This is a genomic window from Vibrio sp. Isolate30, assembly GCF_022397975.1.
Lineage (GTDB): Bacteria > Pseudomonadota > Gammaproteobacteria > Enterobacterales > Vibrionaceae > Vibrio > Vibrio fortis.
On the sequence record NZ_JAKEUS010000002.1, the window covers coordinates 545442 to 561290 of the forward strand.

The following is a 15849-nucleotide window of genomic DNA, read 5'->3' on the forward strand; positions in this document are numbered from 1 at the left end:
AGCGACCGAGGCCGCTTTTAGATTGGGGTTAGAATGACCAGAAGATAATTCGTATTGAAACTTAATCTTCGCTCACAGATGAGATCTTATGAATAGAAAGGTCTGCACCGTTGAATTCGTCTTCTTCGCTCAAACGAAGGCCCGTTACTTTGTTAAGGATGCCGTAGACGATAAATGCACCGCCAACTGCAACCACAATGCCTGCGATAGTACCTAAAACCTGTACCACAAAGCTCACACCACCTAGTCCCCAGAATGCTTGTTGGCCAAAGATGCCCGCAGCAATACCGCCCCACGCGCCACAAACGCCATGCAGAGGCCACACACCCAGAACATCGTCAATCTTGGTTTTGTTTTGCATGTAAGTAAATAAGTAAACGAACAGCGCACCTGCCACACCACCTGTTACGAGTGCACCGAGTGGATGCATCAAATCAGAGCCTGCACAAACAGCGACTAATCCAGCTAAAGGGCCATTGTGAATGAAGCCAGGGTCATTTTTGCCAGCAAACAGTGCCGCCAGAATACCGCCAACCATCGCCATCAGCGAGTTCATTGCGACTAAGCCACTAATGCCATTGATTGCCTGCGCTGACATAACGTTAAAGCCAAACCAACCAACACAAAGAATCCATGCGCCAAGCGCTAAGAAAGGAATGTTTGATGGTGCGAAGTTGGTGTGTTTGCCTGCACGAATACGCCCTTTACGCATACCCAGAAAATAAACTGCGACTAATGCAATCCAACCACCTACTCCGTGAACCACGATTGAGCCAGCGAAGTCATGGAAGCCGTAACCAAACTGCGCCTCAAACCAATCTTGTAGGCCAAAATTCCCATTCCAAATAATCCCTTCGAAAAATGGATATACCAGCCCAACTGTAAACAGGGTTGCTAATAGTACTGGGTAGAAACGCGCACGCTCTGCGATACCACCCGACACAATTGCAGGAATCGCTGCAGCAAACGTCATTAAGAAAAAGAACTTCACTAACTCATAGCCGTTAGCTTGAGCTAAAGTATCGGCATCAGCAAAAAAGTGTGCACCATAAGCAACCCAATAACCGATAAAGAAATACGCGATGGCTGAAACGCCAAAATCCGCAAGGATCTTTACCAAGGCGTTGACTTGGTTTTTCTTTCTTACTGTACCCACTTCCAGGAAGGCAAAACCTGCGTGCATCAAAAACACCATGATGGCACCCAGTAGTAAAAACAGTGTGTCCGAACTTTGCGTCAAGTTCTGTACTGCGCTATGAACTTGCTCGACTGACTGGCTCATTAAAGCTAACTCCTTTTGCTTTATCATTTGCACTTATTATGTGCGAGTTAAATGATGTAATTATTTAAAGACTCAATAGCTACGCAAGATGTGTTCCATTACTTTCGAACCAAATAGACGCAGTCTGCACTCCTTTTTAACTTGCTGATTATCCTTGGTTTTATTGTTTGGTGGCACAGGTTTGGTGAGCTACATAGCGCGAGCTTTGATTTTTATTTGCACCAACATAGTGAATTGCACCATAAAAGAGCGTGCAACATTGGGCTCGAGATTTAGACGGTTAAGAGGTAAAGATACAGAGATTAAAAAACCCAGCGCTGGGCTGGGTTTTAATTAGGAGAACTCTGGGAGTGCTATTACAAGTTTGGTCCTGTCGACGCTTTTTGTGGTAGACCCTGCTTCAGACGCGTCATTCCTTGGTACATACGAATGAACCAAACGACGATAGCAACAGCACCAAACAACATACCTACGTAAGGGATGTAATATGCTATTTCATCGATGAAATGGCTCTTATACCAGTAGTCGTTTACACCGACCAAAACGCCATTTGATGTCGCAACTGTAACAATCAATACCACAAAGTAAGTCAGATTGAGGAAGAAAGTGCGAATCAGGCCGTAGTAATGAGAGTCAACGACTTCACCATCTTCCCCTTTGTCTAAGCGATAGCCAGCGTAAACAATCGCGATCACACCAGAAATCAGACAGGTAAATGGCGTAAAGCAACTTAATATGTAAGCAACCCATATACCCTTATGAGGTTTGTTCATTCGGTTTTACCTCTTTATTTTCTGTGTGAGAGACAGTTTCTGTGTTCACGACAGAAGCGCCACCTTGTGCTGCCTCCTGCTTCTCTTTAGCCATCACTTCTTCATACCAAAGGTCGTGGTGCTCTTTAGCCCAAGTTTCATCCACCTCGCCTGTTACCATACCTTCTAGCGCACCTTCCATACCGAATAGGCCGATATAGATATGGAACACAAAGCCACAGATAAGGATCAATGCCGCCAACATATGAACTAAGTTAGAAAGCTCCATATCACGACGTGTTTGACCAAAGATTGGGAAGTCGAGAACTAATCCACTGATCGCGACGACGGTACCGACGACGATAAGTAGCCAGAATAACGCTTTTTCACCAGCGTTTGAAAACTCTGCCGATGGATGTGAGCCCTTATGCTTACCAACCATGCCGCCAAGTTTCATGAACCACTTAAGGTCAACCATCTTGAAGATAGACTTACGCCACCACTTCACTAGTACGCACATCAGCAATACATAGAAGATTGGACCGATGTAGTTGTGGTATTGCTTAGCGAGCATAATGATAAAGCCCCATAGATCCGTTGGGATATAAGGCTTTAAGAAGTGCTTACCGTAAACTAGCATCAAGCCACTAAAGGCGAGAGTCAGGAAGGTAAACGCCATACTCCAGTGGAGCGCTCTGTCTAAGCGAGACCAACGTTTTATCTTACGTCCTGTTCTTGGTGCACTTAACATCAGCGGACCAATAACAACATACATCAGAGTAACAAAGGCAATACTACCAAAGATAGCAACTGCGCCTGCCGGAGACATCCACTTCTCTTTTAAGATGTACCACGTTTGTCCGGGCGTACTGATCAGCATACCGTGCTCAGCAGATTGAGACGTTGTGTATCCTGTCTCACCTTCACGCACTTGTCGCCAAAAGTCTGCACCCGCCAGTTGGGTCATCTCACGCTCTGCGGTATTCGCTTTCGTCTCAGCAGCGTGACTCATTGGAGCCAGCATTGTCAGTGCTGCCAATAGCGGCAGCACGACAAGTGAGAGACGTTTTAACAATGAAAGCATACGTCTCTCCCTACTTAGCTCTTAGTCGCATCGTAAGATAGGTCGTTACCATTGGTCCAACCTGCGCCTTTTGCACCACGCTCTACAACACGCTGACGGAAAACATCAGAGACTTTCTCTGCATCACCCGCTAGTAGCGCTTTAGTTGAACATAGTGATGCACACATTGGCAGCTTACCTTCAGCAATACGGTTCGCACCGTACTTCTGACGCTCTTCAACAGAACCTGCTTCAGTTTCAGGACCGCCTGCACAGAATGTACATTTGTCCATCTTACCGCGCTCACCAAATGCTTCCTGTTTAGGGAACTGCGGTGCACCAAACGGACAAGCAAACAGACAGTAGCCACAACCGATACACAGATCTTTGTTATGTAGCACGATGCCATCTTCAGTGTGCTCGAAACAGTCTGCAGGACAAACTGCCATACATGGCGCGTCAGTACAGTGCATACAAGCAACTGAGATAGAGTTTTCACCCGGCTCACCATCGTTCAGTGTTACTACGCGGCGACGTTGAATACCCCACTCTAGAGCATCATCGTTTTCGTTTTTACATGCGGTGACACAGCCGTTACATTCGATACAACGCTTAGTGTCACAAAGAAATTTCATTCTAGCCATTATTGGACTCCTTAAGCCTTGCGAATGTTACAAAGGGTTACTTTCGTTTCCTGCATTAACGTTACAGGGTCATAACCATAAGTGGTTGCTGTGTTTGCAGCTTCACCAATAACATACGGGTCAGTGCCTTCAGGGTACTTAGAACGTAGGTCTTCACCTTGGAACTTACCGCCGAAGTGAAATGGGATAAACGCCAGACCAGGTTTCACACGACGTGTTACAAGAGCTTTAACCTTAATGCGGCCTTTCTCTGCACCTTCAACCCAAACATCATCGCCATCTTTAAAGCCAATGTCGTTTGCGTCTTTCGGGTTAACTTCAACGAACATCTCTTGTTGCAGTTCAGCAAGCCAAGGGTTAGAACGCGTTTCTTCACCACCACCTTCGTATTCAACCAGACGGCCAGAAGTTAGGATAATTGGGTATTCGCCAGATTTATCTTCTTCTTGAATCGATTTGTACAAAGTTGGTACACGGAAGATCGCTTCCTTGTCATCCCACGTTGGGTAGTCAGCAACAAGGTCGCGACGTGGTGTGTAAAGCGGTTCACGGTGCAGTGGTACGCGGTCTGGGAATGTCCAAACAATCGCACGCGCTTTAGCGTTACCAAATGGGATACAGCCGTGCTTGATTGCGACGCGTTGAATACCACCAGACAGGTCGGTTTTCCAGTTTTTGCCTTCCGCTGCTGCTTTCTCCTCGGCTGTGAGATCGTCCCACCAACCTAGTTGTTTCAGAAGCTTGTCAGAGAACTCTGGGTAACCATCTTTGATTTCGCTGCCTTTTGAGTAGCTGTCTTCTGCCAATAGGCTTTGACCTTCGAACTCAACACCGAAACGAGTACGGAAGTTACCGCCGCCTTCTGCCACAGGCTTAGACGTATCGTAAAGAATATGAGTACCAGGGTGTTTCATCTCTGGTGTACCCCAACATGGCCAAGGCATACCATAGGTTTCACCGTGGATTGGGCCACCTTCTGCTTCCAGTGTTGTTTTGTGGAATGTATGCCAGTTCTGTTGGTGCTCTTTAATACGCTCAGGGCTTTGACCTGTGTAGCCGATTGTCCACATACCTTTGTTGAACTCGCGTGTTAAGTCTTCAATCAATGGCTGATTGTTTTCAACACGGATGTTCTTAAACAACTGATCTGCATAACCTAGTTTCTTAGAAAGTAGGTACATGATTTCGTGGTCTGGCTTAGAGTCGAACAGAGGATCAACGACTTTGTCACGCCACTGTAGTGAGCGGTTAGACGCCGTTACACTGCCGTAAGTTTCGAATTGCGTTGTCGCTGGAAGTAGGTAAACGCCATCAGTACGATCGTTCATTACCGCTGCAACCGTTGGGTATGGGTCAACAATAACCATCATATCCAGCTTCTGCATCGCCTTCTTCATTTCAGGACCACGAGTCTGAGAGTTCACCGCGTGACCCCAGTAGAACATCGCACGAATGTTTTCGCGTTGACGGATCTTGTCTTTGTCTTCAAGTACACCATCAACCCAACGAGATACAGGGATACCTGCACTGTTCATTGGTTTTTGACCGCCGTAAGCGTTGTCATCGAAACGACCTTTTACCCAGTCGAAGTCTAGATCCCAAACTTTTGACCAGTGGCGCCAAGAACCTTCAGACAGGCCGTAATAACCTGGAAGTGTATCTGATAATACGCCAAGGTCAGTTGCGCCCTGTACGTTATCGTGGCCACGGAAGATGTTTGCACCGCCGCCTGATTTACCGATGTTACCAAGTGCAAGTTCAAGCACACAGTATGCACGAGTGTTGTTGTTACCTGTGGTGTGTTGAGTACCACCCATACACCAAACGATACAACCTGGACGGTTTTCAGAAAGCAGCTTCGCTGTGTGGTAAACGTCAGCTTCTGATACGCCAGTTACGCGCTCAACTTCAGCTGGTGTCCATTTAGCAACTTCAGCACGGATCTCATCCATACCGAATACACGTTGGCGAATGAACTCTTTGTCTTCCCATTTGTTTGCAAAGACATGCCATAGTACGCCCCAAATAAAGGCAACGTCAGAACCTGGGCGAAGTGATACGTAGTGATCAGATTTTGCTGCTGTACGAGTACGACGAGGATCCGCAACGACGATCTTACAGTTGTTCTTCTCTTTTGCGATCAGAATGTGCTGCATTGCAACTGGGTGAGCTTCAGCCGGGTTCGAACCAATGAATAACATCGACTTACAGTTGTGCATGTCATTGAACGAGTTCGTCATTGCACCGTAGCCCCAAGTGTTTGCTACACCGGCTACCGTAGTTGAGTGACAAATACGCGCTTGGTGGTCGACGTTGTTGGTGCCCCAAAGCGACGCCATCTTACGGAATGCGTAAGCTTGCTCATTGCTGTGTTTCGCACTACCTAGGAAGTAGACAGAGTCAGGACCAGACTCTTTACGAAGCTCAAGCGCTTTGTTACCGATCTCTTCAATCGCTTGATCCCAAGAAAGCTTCTTCCACTTACCGCCTTCCAATTTCATTGGGTATTTCAGACGACGTTCACCGTGGCCGTGTTCGCGCAGTGCTGCACCTTTCGCACAGTGTCCACCTGCGTTGAATGGGTGGTCAAATGCAGGCTCTTGACCTGTCCACACGCCGTTTTGAACTTCAGCGTAGATACCACAACCCACTGAACAGTGAGAACAGATCGTACGTTTGATCTCAGTTTTTGCATCTGGATCAACAGACTTTGCCTGTGCTTTCTTCATCATGCCTGGAGCAAATAGGCTTGCACCTACAACAGCGCCACCAGCAGCCAGTGAAGTGTTCTTCATGAATGCACGACGAGATACGCCGAGCTGATTGGTTTCCTTGCTCACACTATCGGAGCGTTTGACTAGTTTCATCCTCTATCCCCTATAGTGTGTCGTAGTAGTCGCGAATATGTTGCGTTTCACGATAGCCAGTCTTCTTCACGTCTTTTTTGGAAAGTTCAGGCGTTTCAGCTGCTGATACCACTGTTGAAGTTCCAGCGACAACAGCACCTGCTACGGCTGCAGTTGTTAAGCCTTTGAGTAAGTCCCTACGGCTTGTATTTACTTCTTTATTATCTTTCATCATTGCTTCCTTACCTTACGGTAGATCTTTATGGAGGCTTAATGCCCCTCTATCGATATGATCGAGTACTGCTCGATTACTCGTAATCAGTGACGTTTTTCACATCAATTTTTGATTTGTGCTTACTGCTCTTGGTATTCACACTAAAACGCACTTGCTCTAGTGATAGAAATGCTTGGCATAGCTGAGCGGCTGGCTTGTAAAAGTTGGCATGTTCTGCACTTCCCGTTTGACGAGTGAAAGATTCGAACCAAGGCGCAATATGTTTATTGAACACAACTTGCTGAAGCTCTTCTTCTTCACCAGTTAGCATCGCCATCACTTCACAAAGCGCCGAGATATGGTCTTCAGGTTCTTTAACGTTTTCATCACGTTCAATACCAAGAAGTTCAAGATCATGGCGAATCTCTGCTAATGGTTTTTCCATCATTGCGCCAGTCATGTGCCATGAACCAAAAGGCATGACTTCACCACGACCGATTCCAATGAATAGATCTTGATATTCGTCTTCCAGTGCTTCACGCTCAGATTCAATGGCGGATTTTTGAAGTGCAATCCACGCTTTTTGCATCGCACTTTCTGACTCTTCAATTTCTAGAGACTTTAAAAAGTCGATCATCTCTTCCGTTGGAGCACTACGAAATAGTGCAGACAGAACTAGGTAGATATCTGTTCTTAATGTTTGTTCTTGTTCTGAATGAGTATCCAAAGCCAACTCCTAGTATTTCAATTGTTTCAATGGATCTTGTGCCATTGAATCGAACATATCGATGACACGGCAGTCTTCACACATAGCAATACGATTGATCGCAGCTTCGTCTGAAAAATGAGAGTGACCGCGTAACTTGCTTTGCAACATATCAATCATAGATTGCGGAGCAAACGGCTTGTGACAACGGATACACTCCGCTGCTTTTTCTTCATGAATCACAACAGCCTTCTGACGCTCCTCTTTCACCCAATTCATACGAGGTGTGAGAGTCAGAACATTTTCAGGACAGGCTTTTTCACAAAGGCCACATTGAACACAATCTTGCTCAATGAATTTAAGAGATGGAGACGTGCCATCGGTGTGAAGTGCACGAGTTGGGCATACCGCCACACAACTCATACATAAAGTACAATCTTTGCTTTCGCACGAAACGTTGCCATACGGTGCGTTTGATGGAAGCTCAACGATATTTTCTACAGGAATTCGTGATGTGCTTAGTGCGTCTAGAGCAGTAAACAGGCGTTGGCGCTTATTGCCTTGCAGATCACCGAGTGCCAAATCAAACGAATCGGTACACAATGTCGGTGCACCTTCACGAAGAGATTCAAGATAAAGGATATCTATAGTCTCTTTTGCAACGCCAATTTGGTCCAATAGCTCTTGCGCAATGCCCACTTCGTTATTTAAAACTCGAATAATGGTTTGAGGCATAAAGCGAGATGCTGCAAATAGAACCTGAGTAGCGCCATTGACTAGAGCAGCAAACCACGTATCAATTCCAATAGAAGGCAGTTCTTCAACGACAACCGGAATAACATTGTCTGGAAGTGCTTTAAGTGCCATCACGTTGTAAGTTTCATGACGCGAGCTACAAATCAGAACGATAGGGTCTAAGCCCCCTGCTTTCTCATAATTGGCTAACGTGCGTTCAATGAATTTTTGCGTGTCATCTGGATTAGGAAGTGCGTAGCTGATCGCTTCAGTTGGACAGCTAGTTGCACAAGTTCCGACGCCCTGACAAAGGTATGGATTAATCTCGACGCGATGACCCGTTTTGTCTGTACCTTCACTAGATAGTGCACCAGCAGGACAAGCATCAACACAACGCTCACAGCCTTTAACACCACGAGAGCTATGTGCACAGAGGTCGGTATCTAGACGGAAGAATTTCGGCTTATCGAACGTCCCCATCAACGTTGGGATTTCTTCTAGTGCTTCGGCCAGTTTGGGATAACCGCGTCCAACTGGGTAATAACCCGGAACTGGAACTTCTTCAGTCATACAGCTGTCTAGGCAAAGGTCTAAAACAACATCAAAGCAATCATGATTGATAGCAACTTTCGCTAAGTTACTCGTCGTTCCACGGTTTTCAATTACGACTTCAAATGTGCCTAAGAAACCGGATACCTGTACGGAATTAGCAAAATAGAGCTCACTGTTTGAACCCTTTTCTCCGTCAGTCGATAACAAAGTAAGACTGGTTAGTTGAGGTAACTGCGCCGCTGCGCTCTCAATGATCGCAGTTGGTCCAATGATTAAGGTATTACCACCACTTTCATAACTGACTGTTGGTGGAATAAGGTTGGTTAACTCTACGGTATTTTCAAAAGCATAGAGTCGCGCTTTACCATTATTTGATGTTGCTTGTTTTAATAGTTCTTTAAGCATTGCTCAGTTCCATATAGCGTCATGGATAATCTGCTCAACCTTGATTGTAGTCAGCCTCGAATAGAATGCTGATTAATTGCTCAATTAATGATGAGTCGACATTCATCATCGTTACTTAAACAATCTACAAATCCGTTGATAATACTTGTACAAAGCAATGTATATGCCAACTTTATTTTTAATTAATTTCAATGGGTTAGTTGTGTTATCTCTATTTTTTTAGGACAAAAAAACCGACTGGGACAATTTGTCTCAGTCGGTTCATTGAGTGTTTAGTCAAAATGTACCTATTGTTTGTGTGGTATATTTTGTCCCAATTTCATATGTAGCCGTGCCAATATTATAGGTAGCTGTGTTTTTATACAGTGCTTGTGATATTTAGGATCTTTCTGGTTTATCAGAGTCTGTGAGGCTATCCTGATCTTCTTGTTCAGGTTCCTCTAGCGCTGCTTCTGACACTGCTTTTGTTTCATCGTCTTCTAATTCATCACTAGAGGATGCTAACTCCTCTTGAGTTTGCGTGACTTCCGATTCGCTATCTTCGACGGTCTCTTTTACCCAATCCCTTAGTGTGTCCGCGACCCCTTCCCCAAGAGACTTAAGGTTACTGTAGTCGTCGTCATAGTCATCTAAGCCATCACGAACGTTGAACTCTTCTGATAAAAACAGCTTTCTTAGCGCAGCCTTTTTAACACTTTCTGATGCCTCAGAGACAAGCAGCTGAGCAACAGAAGATGACTCACCATCACCTTCAGGGCTGTCTACTGAACTATCTAGACTTTCACTTGAAACATCAGCGGACACTTGTTTAGAAGCGAGCGATGGTTCTTGTTTGCTAACTTGTGTCAATTCAGAGGCTTGGGTGTTATCCGTTGTCTTGTCTGGCTCAGGTAATTCAACGTCAGTCGCCTTATCTCCATCTAGCTTACGCTGTGACCAGCGACTAAAGAAACTAGTTGCCATTAGCGCGCCCTGCTCCCTTGCGCTTCTTACGACGCGTTTCCAAAAGCTCGCCGTGACGACCAATAAAGGCTTCCATCCAAGCTTGAACGGCTAGAGGCATGTCAAATGAAAGTACTTGATTGTCTCCATCCATATACTGACCTGCGACTGTTTGAGAGGCAGTCAGCAATTGAATAACAGGTACTCCTGAATCGACATTATCCATAACTAAGAAAAGCTTCGGCTGCTGAGAGCTTAGGTTAAAGCGATAATCTGTACGTTCATCTTTATGGAGCTGCAGTAGGCATACATCTTTCGTGTCGCTGTTTGGAGATAAGTCAAAGCCTGCGAGTTCCCATTGAGTGGTCGTCCACATGCCTGTTTTTATCTCTTTCTCTACACGATGAACGCCTATTGACCAAGACGTTTCGGTTTTCTCATATTGTTGTTCTAATTCTTTGGTATCCGACATATCTCATCCAGTTGTTATTAGACGCCGCTATCAATAGGACATTTTGTTCTATTAACGACGTCAGAGAATCTTTGATCTACTTGAACTAAGCAATAACCACGCCACTGCGTAATCAAATAAGCATGAGCTTCTGCTTAGATTAGACCGATGTGACATATTTTGCGCTAAGTAAAGGTAATTAGCGGAATAATTTGAGATAAAGAGCGCCTTGGAATAAGAATTGCTTTAAGCATAGATACAAAGAAGCCGTGACCCTTTTCGGGCTTCAAAATAACGCCTAACCCGTCAACGTCAAAACGCGTGATGAGCGTATACACAACTAGGAAATTAAAGTGGTTAAACCAAACATTATTAAAACCAGTGAAAACCCGCTACAAACCATTGAAGTGGAAGTGTTCGACGAGTATGGCGAAAAGCTGACTAAACAGATTGCTTGCGAACGTCCGCTCACTGTTATGCTTAATTGGAAAGAGATCGTGACTCTTATGACGTTAGGATCTCGCCCTGAATCATTGGTCTTAGGGTATTTGAAAAACCAGAGCTTCCTTTCTGACCCTGAAGCTATCGAATCGATCATCATTGATTGGGAAACCAGCTCAGCGGCGGTCGTGACCAAAGAAGATACCAGCCAATTAGAAAGTGCACTTAAGAAGAAAACTGTTACTTCAGGCTGTGGTCAGGGCACCATGTACGGCAATGTAATGAAGCAGCTTGAAAATTACCAAGTACCTCAGACTAAACTAAAGCAGTCAGAGATCTATACTGCCCTAGAAGCATTAACTCACTATAACGATACCTACAAAAAAGCCGGTGCTGTACATGGTTGCGCTGTATGTAAAGACGATCAGGTGCTCTCTTTCGTGGAAGATGTTGGTCGTCACAATGCGGTAGATACGCTTGCAGGTGAAATGTGGCTCAATCAAGAAGATGGCTCAGATAAGATCTTCTACACTACCGGTCGTTTGACTTCTGAGATGGTGATTAAGGTTGCTCAAATGGGGATCCCTGTGTTGCTGTCTCGTTCAGGTGTGACACAAATGGGGCTCGATTTAGCGCAGAAGTTTGGTATTACTACCATTGCGCGTGCAAAAGGCCTACGTTTTCAGGTGTTTACGGGTGCCGATAAAATTATCTTTGATGTAAAAGGCAATCAAGCATCAGAGTAATCTATTGTTGCTAAAGAGCTATTGCTAACAACTATTGTTAAACTTCGATTGTTAACACTACAAAACAATCGTGTAGCCTCTTACTAGGCCCTAAATGACGCATTGCTCGCAACCAAGCATTTGGTAGCTATCTTGCACTATCAAACCGTTATTTAGGGTCATTTCATATTAGTATTCCTTAATATTCTTGCGTTACTCCCTCAATAAGCTATTAGTTACATATCTATCTTTTATTAATATATAACTCAAATGAATAACTGATAGGTACACAACGTCATCGGCTAAAAGGAGTTGCCTATGGATAGGTCAACTGAAAAGCAGCGCCCTGCGCTGTCATTGTCTATACGAAGTAAATTTATTCTTATCAATATCACGCTATTTGTCTCTGTTTTTGTTTATGCCGTATATGAACAGATGAGTCTTGACCGGCTTGAGTCGTTAGAGCGTGCCGCTAATGAAAACCTACGGAGTTCAGTAGACCTCCTAATGCTAAGAAGGCACGAGAAAGATTTTCTGGCAAGGAAAGAACAGAAATATGCTGAGCGCTTTGATAGTACTGCATTGACGTTGAATCAACGTTTATCCGATTTAAATCAGACACTTATTTCTTACGAATTAGACCTTTCCAATAACTTTACCCAGATAACCCAAGCCGTTGAAAGCTACGAAAATCAATTTCGCCAGATTGTTCAACAAGTGAATGCGATTGAAAACCCTAACCCTTCCGTTGGTTTGATAGCGGTGCTGGACAAAAGGCGAACTGAACTCAAACATGCGGTAGAAAAAGAGGCCAATTTGTCATTGGAACTTGCGCTGCTTGAATTGGTCGAGAAAGATTTCCACTACCTTGCACATACCAATGATCAAACCAGCCTCGCATTTGATGGTGCATTGGATACGTTTACTCCTTACGCGCAGAATACGGATACGACCAAACAAGCGTATTTGAACTATCGTGATTCAGTAGAAAAGCTACTAGTGGCAAATACGCGTTTGGGGCTTACCGCCGATTTAGGACTCAAAGGTGAACTTCGCCGAACTGTTCATCAAGCCGAGCAAGCGATCAATAACGTTCAGCTTGAAATCAATCGCTCAATTAGCCAAGCGAGTTCTGATACGAAAAATACGCTGCATCTGTTTGGCTTCGCAATCGTAATACTACTTTCAGCATTGTTGGCCTTCATAGGTAAGAGTGTTCTAACTCGTATTAAAGCGATTAACGACTTGATGGAGTCAATTGCAAATGGGGATGGTGACTTAACAGTGCGTATGAATGCCAAAGGTACCGATGAGCTTGCACAGCTCTCCCACTCCTTTGATGCCTTCATTAGTAAGCTACACGCTAACATCAAAGATCTCTCAGGCGTGATGACCGTTCTCACCGACAGCTCATGCAGCTCTGAGCAAGCGGCGCAAAAAAGTATGAACAATGCCGAAAAGCAGAAGCAACAATCGGAATCCGTTGCTACGGCGGTCAATGAGCTTGTTATGACCAGTAACGAGGTGGCAGCGAATATTGAAAACGCCGCATTAAGTGCTGAGAAAATCAAAGGTAATGCGCACCATGCACTGCAAGAGACACACGCAACCAATGACAGTATTCAAGTGCTGGTTACTAATATCGAAGAGTCACAATCTTTAATTGATCATCTGGAAGAACAGAGCCGAGAGATCAATCAAGTCGTGACGACGATTCAAGGCATCGCCGAACAAACTAACCTACTTGCCCTTAATGCGGCGATTGAAGCAGCACGAGCAGGTGAACACGGTCGTGGTTTTGCCGTCGTCGCCTCGGAAGTTCGCGAGCTTTCATTAATGACAAACAGTTCGACTCATCAAATTGAAACCACTATTCAAGGTTTAACCAGTGGTATCGATAAAACTGTAACTAAGATGTCAGAGAGCTTAAACCAAACCGAGCACGTAAAGCGTCAAACTAAGGGTGTGGTCACTGCAATTGAAGGTATTCATCTTCAGGTTGGCGAGATGTTCGATTTGAACAGCCAGATTGCCACAGCGTCTGAGGAGCAGTCTGTTGTCTCAGCTGAGATAGATCGTAACATCACAGATATTGCACAGTTATCGGTTGATACTTACGACGTGGTTTCAGGTTCTGTGCGCTGTAGTGAACAGGTGTCCAATGTGAGCGTTAAACTGGATAAGATCGTCGCCCAGTTTAAATATTAGTGTTGTTGTAACGAATAAATCAGAACAAACAAAAGCGCCTTTATCGCAATGATAAAGGCGCTTTTTAATAAGCCTGTGTCGCTTAGGTAGCGTTAGAGGTTCAATTAACCGTCAATGCCGCGCGCTTTTAGGAACTCAGCGTAAGTACCACGGAAGTCATGGATCTGACCATCTTTGATCTCTAGGATACGTGTCGCTAGTGAGTCTACGAATACACGGTCGTGAGAAACGAAGAACAGTGTGCCTTTGTAGTTCTCAAGCGCAAGGTTAAGCGCTTCGATAGATTCCATATCCATGTGGTTTGTTGGTTCATCCATTAGCAGGATGTTTGGTTTATGCATCATGATCTTACCAAGAAGCATACGACCTTGTTCACCACCAGAGATAACCTTAACTGACTTCTTAATGTCGTCTTGCCCAAATAGCATACGACCTAGGAAGCTACGTACTACTTGCTCATCTTCGCCTTCTTGACGCCATTGACTCATCCAGTCGAATAGGTTCATGTCTTCTTCAAAGTCATGAGCATGGTCTTGAGCGTAGTAACCGATGTTCGCATTCTCAGACCACTTGTATTCACCTGTACGCGCTTCTAGTACACCAGCAAGTGTGTTTAGTAGAGTTGTTTTACCAACGCCGTTCTCACCGATGATTGCAACACGCTCGCCCACTTCGAAGATCGCGTCGAACTTGTTGTATAGGTCTTCTTCAAAACCTTGAGATAGGTTTTCTACCACAAGTGCGTTACGGAATAGCTCTTTAGACTGTTCGAAACGGATGAACGGGTTTTGACGGCTAGATGCTTTAACTTCTTCTAGCTGAATCTTATCGATCTGTTTCGCACGAGACGTTGCTTGCTTAGCTTTAGATGCGTTAGCAGAGAAACGAGATACGAACGTTTGAAGTTCAGCAATTTGCGCTTTCTTCTTCGCGTTGTCAGACAGTAGACGCTCACGAGCTTGTGTCGCTGCCGTCATGTATTCATCGTAGTTACCTGGGTAAACGCGTAGCTCACCGTAATCAAGGTCAGCCATATGAGTACATACAGAGTTTAGGAAGTGACGGTCGTGCGAAATGATGATCATTGTGCAGTTACGTTGGTTTAGCGTCTCTTCCAACCAGCGGATGGTGTCCATGTCCAAGTTGTTCGTTGGTTCGTCTAGAAGCATGATATGCGGGTCTGCGAACAGAACTTGTGCCAGAAGAACACGTAGTTTCCAACCTGGAGCAACTTCGCTCATTAGGCCAAAGTGAAGAGATTCTTCGATACCTACCGCCAGAAGAAGCTCACCCGCTTTCGCTTCTGCCATGTAACCATCCATCTCTGCGAACTGAACTTCTAGGTCAGCCACTTTCATGCCGTCTTCTTCGCTCATTTCTGGTAGCGAGTAAATGCGGTCACGTTCTTGCTTCACAGCCCATAGCTCTTTATGGCCCATGATAACCGTGTCGATTACAGAGAACTCTTCGTACGCGAATTGGTCTTGGTTTAGCTTAGCAACGCGCTCGTTTGGATCATAGCTTACGTTACCAGCGCTTGGCTCTAGTTCACCAGAAAGAATCTTCATGAACGTCGACTTACCACAGCCATTCGCGCCGATTAGACCGTAACGGTTACCTTCGCCGAACTTAACTGAAATATTTTCGAAAAGTGGCTTCGCGCCGAATTGTTGGGTGATATTTGCTGTGGAGATCAATGCCTTTACCTTTTTGATGTGAAAAACGCCGCAACGTTACTCGTTCAGGGCTTCAACTGCAAGCGTTGTTTGCCTTATTCAGCATATTAGCCCTAGGAATCGAAGTAATTCACACTCAACATTCCACACAGACCAATGGCTTGTTAAAAAGTAGAAGGGATTTTCGAAAAAAACACCTTTGAGTGA

General features: G+C 45.0%; 13 protein-coding genes. 2 read left to right on the forward strand and 11 right to left on the reverse strand.

Features of this window, described 5'->3' with window-relative positions:
• Positions 1-61 precede the first annotated feature (61 nt).
• The 10 genes from L1D60_RS09480 to L1D60_RS09525 form a co-directional block, all read right to left on the reverse strand.
• Positions 62-1282 (reverse strand): ammonium transporter, encoded by a 1221-nt coding sequence (locus L1D60_RS09480; protein WP_239840854.1) that lies wholly within the window; start codon positions 1280-1282, stop codon positions 62-64.
• 356 nt (positions 1283-1638) lie between these two features.
• A complete protein-coding gene (locus tag L1D60_RS09485; protein ID WP_239840855.1) occupies positions 1639-2055 on the reverse strand; it encodes a hypothetical protein in 417 nt (138 codons plus the stop codon).
• Positions 2039-3118: a formate dehydrogenase subunit gamma gene (locus L1D60_RS09490; protein WP_239840856.1), complete on the reverse strand. Its 1080-nt coding sequence runs from the start codon at positions 3116-3118 to the stop codon at positions 2039-2041. The genes L1D60_RS09485 and L1D60_RS09490 overlap by 17 nt, the downstream gene beginning before the upstream one ends.
• A 14-nt stretch (positions 3119-3132) precedes the next feature.
• Positions 3133-3741, reverse strand: a complete 609-nt coding sequence (fdh3B, locus tag L1D60_RS09495) for a formate dehydrogenase FDH3 subunit beta (protein ID WP_032549044.1) — start codon at positions 3739-3741, stop codon at positions 3133-3135.
• Between the two features lie 11 nt (positions 3742-3752).
• Positions 3753-6608 (reverse strand): formate dehydrogenase subunit alpha, encoded by a 2856-nt coding sequence (locus tag L1D60_RS09500; protein ID WP_239840857.1) that lies wholly within the window; start codon positions 6606-6608, stop codon positions 3753-3755.
• Between the two features lie 10 nt (positions 6609-6618).
• On the reverse strand, positions 6619-6819 hold the full coding sequence (locus tag L1D60_RS09505; RefSeq protein ID WP_239840858.1) for a twin-arginine translocation signal domain-containing protein: 201 nt from the start codon (positions 6817-6819) through the stop codon (positions 6619-6621).
• A 76-nt stretch (positions 6820-6895) separates the two neighbouring features.
• Complete coding sequence (locus L1D60_RS09510) at positions 6896-7528, reverse strand: molecular chaperone (protein WP_239840859.1); 633 nt, start codon at positions 7526-7528, stop codon at positions 6896-6898.
• Positions 7529-7537: 9 nt separating this feature from the next.
• The gene (locus L1D60_RS09515) at positions 7538-9199 is read right to left on the reverse strand and encodes a 4Fe-4S dicluster domain-containing protein (RefSeq protein ID WP_239840860.1); all 1662 of its coding nucleotides are present in this window, start codon (positions 9197-9199) and stop codon (positions 7538-7540) included.
• Positions 9200-9577: 378 nt separating this feature from the next.
• A complete protein-coding gene (locus L1D60_RS09520) occupies positions 9578-10162 on the reverse strand; it encodes a DUF3306 domain-containing protein (protein WP_239840861.1) in 585 nt (194 codons plus the stop codon).
• On the reverse strand, positions 10152-10613 hold the full coding sequence (locus tag L1D60_RS09525) for a DUF3305 domain-containing protein (protein WP_239840862.1): 462 nt from the start codon (positions 10611-10613) through the stop codon (positions 10152-10154). Before L1D60_RS09525 ends, L1D60_RS09520 begins: the two co-directional genes overlap by 11 nt.
• 332 nt (positions 10614-10945) lie before the next feature.
• Here L1D60_RS09525 and fdhD point away from each other — a divergent pair, with 332 nt between their 5' ends.
• Both fdhD and L1D60_RS09535 read left to right on the forward strand, forming a co-directional pair.
• Entirely contained in the window at positions 10946-11779 is an 834-nt protein-coding gene (gene fdhD / locus L1D60_RS09530) for a formate dehydrogenase accessory sulfurtransferase FdhD (RefSeq protein WP_239840863.1), read from the forward strand.
• Between the two features lie 297 nt (positions 11780-12076).
• Positions 12077-13966, forward strand: a complete 1890-nt coding sequence (locus L1D60_RS09535) for a methyl-accepting chemotaxis protein (RefSeq protein WP_239840864.1) — start codon at positions 12077-12079, stop codon at positions 13964-13966.
• A gap of 104 nt (positions 13967-14070) precedes the next feature.
• On the opposite strand, the gene L1D60_RS09540 is transcribed toward L1D60_RS09535, so the two are convergent.
• Entirely contained in the window at positions 14071-15663 is a 1593-nt protein-coding gene (locus L1D60_RS09540) for an ABC-F family ATPase (RefSeq protein ID WP_032549035.1), read from the reverse strand.
• Positions 15664-15849 lie beyond the last annotated feature (186 nt).